This window comes from Sulfurimonas sp., assembly GCF_016744025.1.
Lineage (GTDB): Bacteria > Campylobacterota > Campylobacteria > Campylobacterales > Sulfurimonadaceae > Sulfurimonas.
This window is the reverse complement of record NZ_JADGFC010000001.1, coordinates 13,258-26,469: the sequence shown is the minus strand read 5'-3', so window position 1 is coordinate 26,469 and position 13,212 is coordinate 13,258. Positions and strand designations below refer to the sequence as shown.

At 31.0% G+C, this 13,212-nt stretch carries 16 protein-coding genes; 3 read left to right on the top strand and 13 right to left on the bottom strand.

Annotated elements, in window-relative coordinates; translation table 11 throughout:
• Window positions 1–96 precede the first annotated feature (96 nt).
• The 3 genes from QZZ48_RS00165 to QZZ48_RS00155 form a co-directional block, all read right to left on the bottom strand.
• Window positions 97–909: an SDR family oxidoreductase gene (locus tag QZZ48_RS00165; RefSeq protein WP_294960421.1), complete on the bottom strand. Its 813-nt coding sequence runs from the start codon at window positions 907–909 to the stop codon at window positions 97–99.
• Between the two features lie 102 nt (window positions 910–1,011).
• Window positions 1,012–1,932 (bottom strand): helix-turn-helix transcriptional regulator, encoded by a 921-nt coding sequence (locus QZZ48_RS00160; RefSeq protein WP_294960419.1) that lies wholly within the window; start codon window positions 1,930–1,932, stop codon window positions 1,012–1,014.
• Window positions 1,932–2,741 carry an SDR family oxidoreductase gene (locus QZZ48_RS00155; protein WP_366755886.1) on the bottom strand — a complete coding sequence of 270 codons (810 nt, stop codon included), beginning with the start codon at window positions 2,739–2,741 and terminating at the stop codon, window positions 1,932–1,934. The genes QZZ48_RS00160 and QZZ48_RS00155 overlap by 1 nt, the downstream gene beginning before the upstream one ends.
• 89 nt (window positions 2,742–2,830) lie before the next feature.
• Between QZZ48_RS00155 and QZZ48_RS00150 the strand changes: the two genes are divergently transcribed.
• The gene (locus QZZ48_RS00150; RefSeq protein WP_294960416.1) at window positions 2,831–3,724 is read left to right on the top strand and encodes a glycosyl transferase; all 894 of its coding nucleotides are present in this window, start codon (window positions 2,831–2,833) and stop codon (window positions 3,722–3,724) included.
• Window positions 3,725–3,730: 6 nt separating this feature from the next.
• Here QZZ48_RS00150 and QZZ48_RS00145 read toward each other — a convergent pair whose 3' ends face one another.
• From QZZ48_RS00145 to QZZ48_RS00115, 7 genes are all read right to left on the bottom strand, one after another.
• Entirely contained in the window at window positions 3,731–4,072 is a 342-nt protein-coding gene (locus QZZ48_RS00145) for a hypothetical protein (RefSeq protein WP_294960414.1), read from the bottom strand.
• Between the two features lie 54 nt (window positions 4,073–4,126).
• Window positions 4,127–5,542: a serine hydrolase domain-containing protein gene (locus QZZ48_RS00140; RefSeq protein ID WP_294960411.1), complete on the bottom strand. Its 1,416-nt coding sequence runs from the start codon at window positions 5,540–5,542 to the stop codon at window positions 4,127–4,129.
• Between the two features lie 638 nt (window positions 5,543–6,180).
• A complete protein-coding gene (locus QZZ48_RS00135; protein ID WP_294960409.1) occupies window positions 6,181–6,837 on the bottom strand; it encodes a DUF6198 family protein in 657 nt (218 codons plus the stop codon).
• Between the two features lie 5 nt (window positions 6,838–6,842).
• The gene (locus QZZ48_RS00130) at window positions 6,843–7,361 is read right to left on the bottom strand and encodes a tetratricopeptide repeat protein (RefSeq protein ID WP_294960407.1); all 519 of its coding nucleotides are present in this window, start codon (window positions 7,359–7,361) and stop codon (window positions 6,843–6,845) included.
• 38 nt (window positions 7,362–7,399) lie between these two features.
• On the bottom strand, window positions 7,400–7,714 hold the full coding sequence (locus QZZ48_RS00125; protein ID WP_294960403.1) for a DUF1330 domain-containing protein: 315 nt from the start codon (window positions 7,712–7,714) through the stop codon (window positions 7,400–7,402).
• Window positions 7,715–7,872: 158 nt separating this feature from the next.
• Window positions 7,873–8,223, bottom strand: coding sequence for a rhodanese-like domain-containing protein (locus tag QZZ48_RS00120; RefSeq protein WP_294960401.1), 351 nt, complete (start codon window positions 8,221–8,223; stop codon window positions 7,873–7,875).
• Window positions 8,224–8,277: 54 nt separating this feature from the next.
• Complete coding sequence (locus QZZ48_RS00115) at window positions 8,278–8,520, bottom strand: helix-turn-helix domain-containing protein (RefSeq protein WP_294960398.1); 243 nt, start codon at window positions 8,518–8,520, stop codon at window positions 8,278–8,280.
• 343 nt (window positions 8,521–8,863) lie between these two features.
• Between QZZ48_RS00115 and QZZ48_RS00110 the strand changes: the two genes are divergently transcribed.
• Window positions 8,864–9,037, top strand: coding sequence for a hypothetical protein (locus QZZ48_RS00110; protein ID WP_294960396.1), 174 nt, complete (start codon window positions 8,864–8,866; stop codon window positions 9,035–9,037).
• Window positions 9,038–9,096: 59 nt separating this feature from the next.
• Here the strand turns inward: QZZ48_RS00110 and QZZ48_RS00105 are convergent, their stop codons facing one another.
• The 3 genes from QZZ48_RS00105 to QZZ48_RS00095 all read right to left on the bottom strand — a co-directional run bounded on the left by QZZ48_RS00105 (window position 9,097) and on the right by QZZ48_RS00095 (window position 11,842).
• Window positions 9,097–9,933: an HNH endonuclease gene (locus QZZ48_RS00105; protein ID WP_294960394.1), complete on the bottom strand. Its 837-nt coding sequence runs from the start codon at window positions 9,931–9,933 to the stop codon at window positions 9,097–9,099.
• A 13-nt stretch (window positions 9,934–9,946) separates the two neighbouring features.
• Window positions 9,947–10,861 carry a signal peptidase I gene (lepB, locus tag QZZ48_RS00100; RefSeq protein WP_294960392.1) on the bottom strand — a complete coding sequence of 305 codons (915 nt, stop codon included), beginning with the start codon at window positions 10,859–10,861 and terminating at the stop codon, window positions 9,947–9,949.
• Window positions 10,862–10,996: 135 nt separating this feature from the next.
• Window positions 10,997–11,842 carry a hypothetical protein gene (locus QZZ48_RS00095; protein WP_294960389.1) on the bottom strand — a complete coding sequence of 282 codons (846 nt, stop codon included), beginning with the start codon at window positions 11,840–11,842 and terminating at the stop codon, window positions 10,997–10,999.
• A 157-nt stretch (window positions 11,843–11,999) separates the two neighbouring features.
• Between QZZ48_RS00095 and QZZ48_RS00090 the strand changes: the two genes are divergently transcribed.
• Window positions 12,000–13,205 carry an MFS transporter gene (locus QZZ48_RS00090; RefSeq protein ID WP_294960387.1) on the top strand — a complete coding sequence of 402 codons (1,206 nt, stop codon included), beginning with the start codon at window positions 12,000–12,002 and terminating at the stop codon, window positions 13,203–13,205.
• Window positions 13,206–13,212: the final 7 nt, after the last annotated feature.

The window sequence follows — 13,212 nt, the reverse complement described above, 5'->3', positions numbered from 1 at the left end:
TACCTATTATTTTAGTCTTGTATAGTATAGGCTAAATGAAAAAAGATAGCAATAACTTTTTAGCAATAGAAGACTTTTGTTTTAGCACAAAAGGACTTAGATGCCAAAGGTCTCTTTTACCTTTGTCTCAAATGCTTCATCACTCATTTCTTTTCTCAAAGGAACAAAAGTTTCAGCTTCTGCGCCAACAGGTACAAAGATTTTAGAGTTTTCATCTTCGATGATATTCTTAACTGCATCTGCTATTGGTTGAGGGCTTGGACCTTCATTTATCGCATTTGCAACTATTGGTACAAAGTGAGCTACTAGACTCTTATATGGAGAATCCTCTGACATCGTTTTATCATTAGTAACAAGCCCATTTTGAACAAAGTTTGTACCAAATAGTCCTGCTTGAATAGAATGAACTCTAATATTATAAGGAAGAACTTCAAATCTTAAAGAATCAACTATTCCTTCTACAGCATACTTTGAAGCATTGTATTGTGCTAAAAGAGGCAGGCCGATTTTTCCTAAAAATGAAGATATATTAATAATTACACCACTTTTTGCTTTTCTCATATGAGGAAGAACAGCGCGAGTAACCTTTAGTAGACCAAATACATTTACATCAAATTGATTGAACATCTCTTCATCAGTTCCATCCTCAACAGTTGATAAAAGCCCATATCCCGCATTGTTAACAAGTACGTCAATTTTACCTTCATTTTCTATGATAGTTTTTATTGTACTCTGGATAGTTTTTGTTTTTGTTACATCTATATATATTTTTTTTAAAGAAGAATCATCACTTAAAGCAGTCGCATCTCTTGTCCCAGCATACACTGTATAACCATTTTTAGATAAAAACTCTGCTGTTAGTTTTCCCATTCCTGAGCTCGCACCAGTTATTAATACTACTTTTGACATTTTGAACTCCTGAGATTTAATTTACTTAGAGTATATATAAAGCAGAAGTTATCTTCAATAGTTTTTTAGCAGTAGAAGACTTTTATTTTAGCACTGGAGGAATTATTTTTTTAGTAGATCTTTTGGATAGATGCCATAGTTCTCAAAGAATAATTTTGAGAAATGACCTTGATGTTTATAACCGACTTCTTTGGCAATTTCACCGATGTTTAGGGACTTCTCTTTTAAAAGTAAGTTTGCTTTTTCAAGACGAAGTTTTTGTATATATCCGTAGATAGTTGTTTTATAAACTTTTTTAAAAATTCTTTTTAAACTTGTCTCATTCGTTGCACACAAATGGGCTAGTACTTGGATACTAGGAGGTGTAGTAAAAGTTTTCAACAAGATGTTTTTAGAAGTTTTAGATATACAAATCTCATCATCGCTTAGTTCATTATCGAGCATATCTAAAAGAGCAAATCTATGAATCATAAACTCCAAGATATTATGCTCGCATCTAATGCTATTCATATAAGCGTCTGCTTTTGTGTTTAGTATTTTGTCTATGATATGCAGACTCATTGCATCTACTGGATGAGAACCCATAAGCTCACATGAAACTTCATCTTGTAGTTTATTGTACAAATAGTTTATGATTTCATTTGCATCTGAGCTAAGATATCTTTTTAAAATAAAGTCAGCTATAAAAAGTACAAATATCTCTGCATCTTGGTCTTTTTTTATCTTTAAAGTTAGGTCTTGTCTTGAAGATGAGAAAACATTTATACTATCTTCTTTAAGCTCAAAAGAGTTCTTATTGATATGCTCATTTATACTAAAAGAGCCTTTTTTATTAACAGATATAGCTATCATTCTATCAAGATTTTTTACCTGATATTCTCGGTCTTTTGAAGAGTTTAAATGTATGTCATAAAAGACTATTCCATTTGAGATATCGACTCTTGTAATGTGCTCTTTTTTTGTTTGAAGTAGTTTTGTTATTTTATAACTGGTGTTTGTTATGTTAAAGAAAAAACTATCCATTATAAATTGTAATGCTCCCGTACACGTCTTTCAAAATCTTCATCACTAAGCTCTTTTCTCATAGGTATAAATTTTTTAGCTTTATCTCCTATAGTTGTGCGAGCTGGATATTTATCGTCATTGATGATTTCTAAAATCATTTCACCTATCTCAGAGGCAGAATTACCGCTGTTAATCTGCTCAACTATCACTGGCGCAAGCTTAGATACTAGTGAAGCATAAGGCGAGTCCTCAGCAAAGGTTTGCTCATTTGTTACAAGGTTATCTCTTGCAAAGTTAGTATTAAAAAAACCTGGCATGATAGAATGAACTCTAATGTTAAAATCTTTTAACTCATAACGAAGAGAGTCAGTGATTCCTTCAACTGCATACTTACTAGAGTTGTACATTGTAAGAAGTGGAAGCCCGATTTTGCCTAAAAATGAAGAGATATTTATGATGACACCATCTTCTTTTTCTCTCATGATTGGGATGACAGATTTACAAACTCTAAGCACTCCAAATACATTGACATTAAACTGTGCGAACATCTCTTCTTCAGTAACATCTTCAACTGTAGAGACAAGACCATAACCTGCATTATTTACAAGAACATCTATCTTTTTATGCTCTTTGTAGATGCGAGAAGTAACCTTGTTTATATTCTCTTGGTCAGTAATATCTAAATGAATAGGAATAATATTTTTGTGCTTTAAATCTTGTAGTTTTTCAACACTACGAGTTCCTGCGTATACTATGAAATCATGTTTTGATAAATACTCGGCTGTAGCTCTACCCATACCAGAACTAGCACCTGTAACAAGAACAATTCTATTGATATTTTCTCCTAATTCAAACTTAAGTATAAGAGTATATCATATCACTAAATAAAATTTATAGATAGATATCAAGGACAAACATGGATTTTTTCAAGTATATACATGCTGTAGGAACAGGACCAAAAGGTAATAGAGACTTAACATTAGAAGAGTCAAAAGACATGATGGATCAGATTTTAAATCAGTCTATTCCAAGTGAACAATCGGCTGCTTTTCTTTTAGGTTGGAGATTAAAACCTGAGACAACTACGGAGTTTCGTGGAGCTATACAAGCTTGTGACGCTTACATCAAAAAAACTACTGTTGCAAACTCACTAGAGCTTGGTTATCCATTTGATGGAAAAGCAAAAAATCCTTATATATTTCCTCTTGTTGCAAAAATTCTTGAAGATTCAAGACTAAATTTAGTTCTTATCGGAGATGAATTGACTCCTGCAAAAGGTGGAATAACTATCAAAGATATATGTACAAATATTGAGTTACATAAAAACGCTCACTACTTTGACCGTAAAGACTTTTTTCCTAAGATGAGTGATCTTACAGAGCTTCGTTTGAAACTAGGTCTTCGTAGTGGTTTTAACACTATAGAAAAGCTTCCTGGTGTTGCAAACAGCGAGTATGCTATTACAGGTGTATTTCATAAACCATATGTAAAAAAATATGTAGAGATTTTCTCTGATAGATACAAAAGATTTGCACTTATACAAGGAAATGAAGGAACACCTGAGTTATTTAGTAAGGGTCGTTTATGGATTTGTAATGATGGAGAAGTAGATGAGATAGTAGTTGATCCTGCAAACTATGGAATCAATTATGCAAAATCATCTGATACTATCACTTTGCAAGACTCACTAAATCAGTTAAACAATCCATCTGATGAGTATATGAAACTTGCAAAACTAAACGCTGCTGTTTATCTTTATGTAAGCCAAAATGCTTCTAGTATTGATGAAGCTTGGGAAAAGTTGAGCTAAAGATTTTTAATCTTTGCTCAAAACTTTATATGTTGCTTTGTCAAAGTTATCTGTTGTAGATCCACCTAACTCATCATACTCTTGAGTTTGTTTACAGATATTTACCATAATTTGTTCTTTGCTTAAACCTTCTAAAGCACTGTTTTTATCTTCAGGTTTGATTTTTTTCGAAAGTTCATCTACTCTATCGTACATTCCAAGACTAAAAGAAGCCATATCAGTTTTTTTACCATCTATAAATAATTTGCACTCAGCTTTCATAAGACCACTTCCGCCAGTGTTGATTAGACTTGTTACTGCAAAAAACGCAATTGCTATTACTATTATTCCTATAGCTATTTTTTTCATTATTTTTCCTATTTATATTTTCTTGTTTTTACTACCAAAAGCGTATATTAGCAATTATGCTATTGATAAACGATTAATTTTTACAATAGCACTTAAAATAGCTACAATTATTGAACCTAACATGAGGTATCCGATGTCTGGTGTAAACATTAAAAATACACTAAAGGTTAAATTGTACAAGAGAGGTACGATTAAATATAGGGAGATAACAATAATAATATCAAAAACAAGAAATAGAATTATTTTGTATTTTGAAGCACTTTTGAGTTTTTTTATAAAATATCTAAGTAAAAATAGTTGAGCAATTATAAATCCTATAAAAAAGATATAAGCAGATATGGATACTAAGTCAAACTCACTAGTATTTATCTTTTTATTTTTAATTATATTCATAATATTACTAGCTAAGTTATTTAACTCTTTTTGTCCAAGAGCATAAGCAGTAGTATTTGTGAGCATTACAAGAGCTAACTTCTCTTGTGGATACATAATTACCTTACTTGTATAACCCGGAACTGAACCCATATGACTTAAGCTGATATTATTATTTGTATCAACAAACCATCCAAAAGCATAATGAAATTTATCTTTGATTACGGTTGCACTTGGAGTTTGGATTTGTTTTATCATAGAAGGGGAGAACACTTGTTCTTTTTTATAGATGCCATTGTTTAACTGAGCGATTAAATACTTACTCATATCTTCAACATTTGAGATTATATATCCAGCAGGAAGCATTACCTTACTAAAAGGAAAATCACTCTCTATGGCTTCTCCAAACCAAAGTCTATGTCCTTGTGTTATCTGCTTTGCATCTATGTCTTTTAAAGATGCAAAACTATTTTTCATATCTAGTTTGTTAAATATATTTTCTTTTATATAGTCATTGTAAGATAGCCCAGTTATCTTTTGTATAACTAAACCTAAGATTTGATAGTTTATGTTTGAGTATTGAAAAGTAGTTGATGGTTTAGATGCAAGGCGAACACCTTTTAAAGCGCGAATAGTTTTCTCTAGAGTAAAACTACTACTATCCCAATTATCAAAGTTTTTCAATCCTTCATAAGTAGAAAAACCACTTGTTTGGTTTAGCAAGGTTCTTATAGTGATTTTATCTACACTTTGCATATTTTGTATTTCAAACCAAGGAAGATACTTCTTGAGTGGATCATCTAAGTTTATTTTTCCATCTTCAACTAACTGCATGATTGCTAAAGCCGTAAACGACTTAGTTAAAGAACCAATATAAAACAGTGAATCAGCAGAAACCTTTTCATCTTTAGAATAACTTTTTTTATAGACTAAACTATCATCTTTGATAATTCCTATAGACACTGCTGGAATATTTGCTTTTTTTTGTACTTTTTTTATATATGTATCTATTTTATTAAAAGTCTGAGTATCAATATTTTGAGCATTTATCTCAAAACAAAAAAGAACACTCAGAATTAGGGCGAATTTTATGAACATTTTTAACCTTTAATAGTCTATTCTAGCAGTTTTGATGTCTTAAGTTCTATAAAGCTTTTCTTTTTTATATTTAAAACTTAATATTATAGGCTAACTTAATCTTGTCTTCTGTATATTGAAATGCGATTTTGTCTTCTTCAGTATGTAAGATTACATTTATCAAAAGTGATACATGCCATCCGATAAGATTGTTTATAAAAATTTCTTCTTTTGAATAGTCATCTGGATCAACTGTTAAGTTATATATGGCAATTGCTTCTGTTGTAATTATTGGAGTCCATATAATATCATTATTTTTATCTAGTCTTGTACCAAATATTGGTGTTAATACTGCTAATCCCCCACCATAAGCATTTGGATATTCTGAAGCTATCCATACGTTAGTAAGAATAAGCCCTTCAGTAAGTAAAATTTTTGTTAATAGAGAAGCTTCTTGAGGTTTTTCTTTTATACTTTCCTCTGCTTGTGCAGAATTAATAAAAACAAATAATATTAATATTGTAATAATAGTGATTTTTTTGATAATGTATTTTCCTTTTTATTGTTATTAAAGCGGCGAATTATATGTAAAAGAACCTTAATCAATAGGATTAATTAGTATAAAATTACTAGTTTATATAATGGAAGTGAAACCTCACCTACAGAGGTGTGATTTGTGGGCAAAGCCATCTTTCTATCATAGGTAGTTTAGTGCTGTATAACTTAATGAGTACACCCACAAGTAAAGCCGCGAGGATTGTACCTTCTCTTATACCTTCTATCTGACCTAAGAGTGCAAAAGAGCTTAGTATTCCAAAAGCTACCATTGAACTGTCTATACTGATTTTCATTGTGCCAAACTCTTTTTCATATGTTTGAGCAACAGCAAGAGCAAAACCTTCAATAGGTAGATTTGTTAGGTGTGTCTTTAAAAGTAGAAAAACTCCAAAAGACAAAACTGCACAAGCAAAGATGCAGATAAAAACTTGTTCTATGTAAAGGACAGGATTTAAATCAACAACAATAAGCATTGCAAAATCAATAAAATAACCAAAAACAATAACAGCCGGAAGTTGGACTAGTTGAATAAGTTTGTAGTTTTTACGTAAAATGATTATTTGGAGTAAAATAAAAAAAGATTCTAAAATGATTGTTAGTTCACCAATACTAAGTGGTGTTGAAAGAGAGTATACATAAGGCACACTTGAAAGAGGAGATACACCAAGATTTGCCTTGACTAATACTGCGACTCCTAAAGCCGTAATAAACAAGCCTAAGATAAAAACAGCAACTCTTTTAAATAGACTAACATTCATAATATTTATATGCCTTTTTTATTTTTTAAGCACCCATAGATATTTCCTAAATTGCAAGCCTTATTGTATAGGACTTTTGAAGCGTCTATGTCTTTTGTTATTGTGTAGACATCTGCTGCAAATGAACATCCGGTAGAGTTTCCTAAGTCACAAGCCTTTTTAAATAGGGCTAAGGCTTTTTCAAAGTTTTTCTCTATAGATTTTCCTTGATAATACATACTACCTAGATTGATATATCCATTGGCATCTTCATTATCATGCGCTTTAGAATAATATTTTATAGCTTTATTGTAGTCCGTTTCTGGAGCGATACCATACTCGTACATAAGTCCAAGTGTGTTGCACCCTTTGGAATATCCACTTTCACAAGATTTATTAAATAGTTCAATAGCTTTATTTATATCTTGTTTTACACCTAATCCACCATAGTGAAGAGTAGCTAAGTAAAAGAATCCCTCTCCTTCACATTTGGCATATACATTTACACTAAATAATAAGCATATTACTAAGATTAATCTCTTCATCTTTGCTCCTGTTTCATTAATGCGTTTTAATTAATTTACTATTCTATCAAAGATTGTCTTTCATATCTTGCTATTTCTGTTGCATCTGAAACGGATGGGATAAAATATTTTTGTTTTACTTCTAAGTACTTCTCATTAGAGAAAAATTGGTTCATGGATTCTTCATCTTTAAAGTAAATAACAAATACACGGTTTATCTTCTCTGGAACTTCACTCTTTAAAACCTCTGCGATTTTAAAGTCATAACTAAACCCACCACCAAATGTTTTAAGTATGGGAATCATCGCCTCTCTATACTTTGCATACATATCATCATCTGTAACATAAAGCCCAACAACTCTTTCAAATCTCATAAGTAATCCTTTAGTTTATAAAGTGTTTAATAAACTCTATTTTATATGAAATTGTATTAACTAATAGAGTTTACTGATTTTTATAATGGAAGTGGAGATTCATTCACAACGGTGTAATTTAGCCCTAAGATTTTAAGTGAGAGAAATATTATTGGGCATTACTGAAATTTTATAAGAGATCTCCATGCTCCTGCATTGTATACATTGTCAAATCCTTTTGCCATTAAAGAGCGTCTTGCCAATCCACTTCTACTTCCACTTGCACAACAAATAATTATGGGTTTAGTTTTATCTAACTTATTCATTTGTTTATCAAGTGACTCTAATGGGATGTTGATACTTCCGTCTTTATGTGCTGTGAGAAATTCATCTTTAGTTCTAACATCAACAATTTTGCCATCTTGTTCAAGAAGAGCTGGAACAAGCTGCAGTACTTTATATCGAGTATACTTTCTATAGGCTATAAAAATAGCCAGTGCAACAAACACATAAATTATATTTTCATTCATAAATTTTTCCTTTTATAAAGCACATTCTATATGAAATTGTCTTAAATAGAATTGTTATGATTTATTCTTTTCTTCCCAACTTCTAACTACTCTTATAATATCTTCATCATCTAGTTTATTTAGCATATTTAACAATGCTTTCATAGCTAGAGGTTCGTTTGTTCCTCTTGTGTATTCTGTATATGTTCGAGGTTTAACACCTATCATTTCAGACATAGCTCTTTGTGATATTTTGCCGTTCATCTCTTTGGCTTCAATAAGTGAGTGCGTTTTGTTTATAATATTTTTTAATTCCATAAAAATAGTCTATCAAAAAGGAACTTTAAATATCTTAATAGTACATAAAAATATCTCTTTTAGGTGTAATAGTATCAACTATTAAACTTTTTCTAATACATATTTATGTATAATAACTAAGTGCATTACGCAAAAAAGCTTTAGTAGATGCTAATTATTTGCATCTAAAATCAAGGAGAAATGTATGAAGTTATGAGGTGTATAAAAAAGAGTACGATAGTAAAACCAATAGTTAGACTTGAGCGCAGATGCTACATAAAGTCTTAAATAACACAACACATAGAGAGCCCTTCCGCCAAGAAAAAACTCCCTACGCTGTTCTCACCGACAAAGGAAAGAAACAATGAATGATACACAAAAAAAGATTAAAACAAAAAAAATGAACGCTCTCACACTACATGATAAACTAAATGAGTTAGACAGACTACTACTTGGCTTAAATGCTTTTGGCACTTTAGATACAAGAGATTATAAAGTAATATCTAACTATATAAAAGGCGCATTTAACCATTCTTAAAATTTCTAACTTTCCTCTTTATAGAGGAAAGAATAAGAATCTCTGATTTTTTATTTTAGTCATATATTACTTTTAAATATATGCGCTCTATGAAACTGTAAGTATTTTTTATGCGCATTTTTTATATCTACTTTCATTTTTTTGTTAACACTAAGTTTTTCAAAGTTACTAAGTTCAGTAGATATCATAATTTTACCTTCATCATCAAAAGATATATAACCTTTATCAAACAATTTATCTAAATTTGGTACAAGTAAAAAGCCATTGTACTTATCTAGTCTTTCGCTATTAGTAGAGTCTTTCCAAGGCTTAATATGTGATGCAATTAGTATATCAATTTGTTTGTGTTTAGTTATTGAACAACCACTCCAATGACTAATCAGACTTTTTCTAAAATCACCTTGTCCAATTCTGCAGTTTACTAGGTTTTTCTTTTCAGTTTCAGATAGTTGTTCTGAGTTGTTTATTTCTGATAGATCATCAATCATGGAGGTACTATTAATAATTATGTCATATAATCTTTCTGGTTTTTCACTTTTTAAAAATTTATAATATGTAGCATGTGGATTTTGACGCATATTATTTATTTGATTAACAAAATTACTAAAGCCATAATTTTCTGCAATAAAAAAATCTTCTCGTAGGTTTTTAATCACTTTCAATTTAACAGGAGGATTTGAAGTAAAATCTATGTCTTTTACTTCTGTAATAAAATAAATTCCTTTACTATCTTTACTTACGCCACTTCCCCCTCGAAATAAAAATACTACATCATCAATAGCTATATCATTTGGTTTTTTATTTCTATTTTTAGGTGATTGCCATTCAATAATTTCTCCTACTTCAAGTTTTTTCCAACCATTCCATTTAGAAAATTTAAACTGCCAATAATTCATAATTTCACTTTTATTATTTTATTTTTAAGTTGATTCTACTTAAGTTTTTATAGTTAAAACAAATAACACCATTAAATATGCCAAAAATATTTTTTGTTTTTATGTATCCAAAAAATCTACTATCATTTGAATGATCTCTATTATCTCCCATTACAAAATAGCTATCTTGTGGAATCGTGATTTGATTAAAATTGAAAAGTGGAGGAGGATAGTTCCCATCATCAATAATCTTTTCATCATTATTTATAGCTTTAATTGATTGTTTATAAGGGTTTTTTACCCATAAAGAATTATTTATAGTTAGAGTATTTTCTATAGGATAATTCTTTTTAATGTATTCTTCCCCTTCATAAGGTTGTAAATAAAGAGTTTTGTTTTTCATAAATACTTTGTCTCCACTAACAGCTATACATCTTTTTATCAAAAAAGTATTTGGATTTTTCGGGTATCTAAAAATAATTATCTCTTCTCTTAATATTTTCCTAACCTCTTTTTTTACAATAATGTGGTCGCCTTGTTGTATTGTTGGGGACATTGACATCGAAGGAATTTTAAAATATCTTATAGGGCTGATTTCTACCGTAACCGCTAGCAAAAAAGAAATTAAAATGATTAATAAAGGTGTAAAATACCATTTGTTGATTTTATAGTGCCTATCTTCTTTTGTTGATATTATTTTTATTACATCAAAAATAGTGTAAGCATATATTAATATGGCAATAGGAAAAATAGATAGAAAAATATAAGCATTTTTAAAATAATCTGTTAAATAATAGAATGCATACATTAAAGTAATAAGACCTAGCATAAAAAATAAAGATTTTTTAAAATATCCTATGTAAAAATATCCTGAACCTGGGAAGAAAATATTAAATAAGGTAGCTAAGATTTTACTTTTTGATTGATATTTTTCTTGATTGATGTTCATTGATATTGTTCCTTTTGAATTTGTAATTATAAATTTTTTTGCTTACAGGCTACTATCTATTAGTATATCCTTTAATATAAATAGTCTTAATATTCATTCCCATCGAGGACGATGGGAACGACAAATATTTCTTTCCTAGTGCTTGGTTTTTGATTTATCATGCTCAATTTTACGCAATACAACATGGATTGTTGATAGATAAAAATAAAACATCCAACTTAGCCATATAGCAGCATCATAGGTCGTTTTTTGTTTATCGTTGTGATGCCGAATACCGAAGTTATTTGCGATGTTAAATAAATCGTTCTCGTCTTTATTGGTAAGCAGTTCTTGAACCTGTGGTCTTAAATATTCCAGAACGTCAGCCAAATCTCGGACTGCTTGTCTCCGGTCATCTAAGCTTGATCCATGTCTGCGAAAGTTAGTGGTTGCGGCATTGATTCTACCAACAATATTCGAATCTTTTGATGGCACATCAGCGTTAAATATCTGCTCAAAACCCTCTTCTGGCTTATGGAGAACTTCACCATTTTGAGAAAGCTCAAATTTATTTTTATAGTGTTCTAATACGGTGTTGATTTTTTCACGGAAAAGATTCTGCCCATTTTTCTTGTTAAAAGTTTCCCAATGCATTCCACACTCGTTATAAGAGTGCATTGTTCCGTCGATTGGTTTGGATACGTACTGATAAAGGAATTCAATTACGTCGAGAAAATCATCTTCAGTATAACTTGATACATACTCCGATATTGGCCATAAGTTCTTCTTTCGGATCGTAAGCAATATTTCCAACTCAATATCTTTTACATTCCCTTCCATATGATCCGCATCGACGCACCAGAACCCAAATGCCTCATCGAAGTAGCCGTCAATTTCTAACTGTAGATAAACTCTTGAGAATAATTCAACAGTATCTTCAATCGGCAACCCATTTAGGTTTGGATTCGTGCCTGCTCTTTGTGAGTAATATTTGTGACCCATGATACTTCCCTATCTCCTAACAATTAATCAAGCACATTCTATATAAAAGAACCTTAACTAATCAACTAAAACAAAAAACGTGTACTAAAAGACAAATATATGATAAAAATAATATTTTCCACTATAATTAGAAAATATTTACTCAAAGAAGCTACAAATGGACAAAACTTCCAACCATATTAGAAACATACTACACGGCTTTTTCCTTACTATTGGGACTACTATTGCTGAGCCTTCGACTATCTTGCCTCTTATAGTTAACTACTTTGGTGGTAGTTTTATGTTGGTTGGTTTTTTTGCAGCTCTTCTTCGTGGTGGAGCTATTGTAGTTCAGCTTTTTGCAGCATTTCAAGCACAGAGTTACTCTCTTATGATGCCTTATATGAGACGTGTTTTTATAGCTAGATTTGCGGCTTGGTTTCTTATAGGTGTGGCTATTATTCTCTTTGGTGAAAACTCTCCAAATCTTACACTTTTCTCCATTGGTATCGGTCTTTTTATCTTCTCTTTTAGTGCAGGCTTTGGAGCGATATACTTTAAAGATATTATTGCCAAGATATTCTCACATAAGTTTCGTGGAAAGACTATGGCTTATAGACAGTTTTTTAGTGGAGCAGGTGGACTTCTTAGTGGAGCTTTAGCTGGTTGGATACTTCATACTTTTGAAGCACCATATAGTTACGGATATCTCTTCATCATAAGCTCATTTATTATGGGTTTTGGTTATCTCTCTTTTGGAACTATTGATGAGCCTGTAAAAGAAGAAGTAGCTAAGAGAGAGAACTCTTTTAAAAAGTTTCTTCACAACTCTTGGATAACTCTCAAAGAAGACAAGGCTCTGCAAGTACAGCTAAAGACTTTCTTTTTGGCATATTCTTATCTGATAGCTCTTCCATTTATCATCCTAGATGCACAGACTAAGATAGAACTCAGTGGTGTAGCTATCGGTAGTCTTATTACTACTCAGATGGTTGGGGCGATGTTAAGTAACTTTTTGTGGGGAAGACTTAGTGGAAAAGGCTTAAACAAACTAACTGCAAACATCTCTATATCTTTACAGATTATCGCTATCTTAGTGGCTTTTAACGCATCTTCACTTTATGAGTACATGGCAGTATTTTTTCTAGTTGGTGCAGCACTTGATGGAAACCGCATCGCATCTGGAAACCTTATACTTTCCATCGCACCAGCTGATAAAAGACCTGTTTATGTAGCTATTCATATAAATGTTGTTTCGTTTGGATTGTTTTTTTCTATAGTTGGGGGAGTTATTTTATACTTTTTTAATTACACGGTTTTATATAGCACTGCATCTGCAATGCTATTTTTGTCTTTATACTACTCTTTTAAGTTAAAAGATTAGCATCTAG

Coding starts and splice junctions, on each gene's coding strand:
- QZZ48_RS00090 (WP_294960387.1), top strand. CDS start 12,000: ATGGACAAAACTTCCAACCATATTAGAAACATACTACACGGCTTTTTC.
- lepB (WP_294960392.1), bottom strand. CDS start 10,861: ATGAACATCAATCAAGAAAAATATCAATCAAAAAGTAAAATCTTAGCT.
- QZZ48_RS00130 (WP_294960407.1), bottom strand. CDS start 7,361: ATGAAGAGATTAATCTTAGTAATATGCTTATTATTTAGTGTAAATGTA.
- QZZ48_RS00140 (WP_294960411.1), bottom strand. CDS start 5,542: ATGTTCATAAAATTCGCCCTAATTCTGAGTGTTCTTTTTTGTTTTGAG.
- QZZ48_RS00105 (WP_294960394.1), bottom strand. CDS start 9,933: ATGAATTATTGGCAGTTTAAATTTTCTAAATGGAATGGTTGGAAAAAA.
- QZZ48_RS00095 (WP_294960389.1), bottom strand. CDS start 11,842: ATGGGTCACAAATATTACTCACAAAGAGCAGGCACGAATCCAAACCTA.
- QZZ48_RS00125 (WP_294960403.1), bottom strand. CDS start 7,714: ATGAGATTTGAAAGAGTTGTTGGGCTTTATGTTACAGATGATGATATG.
- QZZ48_RS00110 (WP_294960396.1), top strand. CDS start 8,864: ATGAATGATACACAAAAAAAGATTAAAACAAAAAAAATGAACGCTCTC.
- QZZ48_RS00160 (WP_294960419.1), bottom strand. CDS start 1,932: ATGGATAGTTTTTTCTTTAACATAACAAACACCAGTTATAAAATAACA.
- QZZ48_RS00135 (WP_294960409.1), bottom strand. CDS start 6,837: ATGAATGTTAGTCTATTTAAAAGAGTTGCTGTTTTTATCTTAGGCTTG.
- QZZ48_RS00145 (WP_294960414.1), bottom strand. CDS start 4,072: ATGAAAAAAATAGCTATAGGAATAATAGTAATAGCAATTGCGTTTTTT.
- QZZ48_RS00165 (WP_294960421.1), bottom strand. CDS start 909: ATGTCAAAAGTAGTATTAATAACTGGTGCGAGCTCAGGAATGGGAAAA.
- QZZ48_RS00115 (WP_294960398.1), bottom strand. CDS start 8,520: ATGGAATTAAAAAATATTATAAACAAAACGCACTCACTTATTGAAGCC.
- QZZ48_RS00150 (WP_294960416.1), top strand. CDS start 2,831: ATGGATTTTTTCAAGTATATACATGCTGTAGGAACAGGACCAAAAGGT.
- QZZ48_RS00120 (WP_294960401.1), bottom strand. CDS start 8,223: ATGAATGAAAATATAATTTATGTGTTTGTTGCACTGGCTATTTTTATA.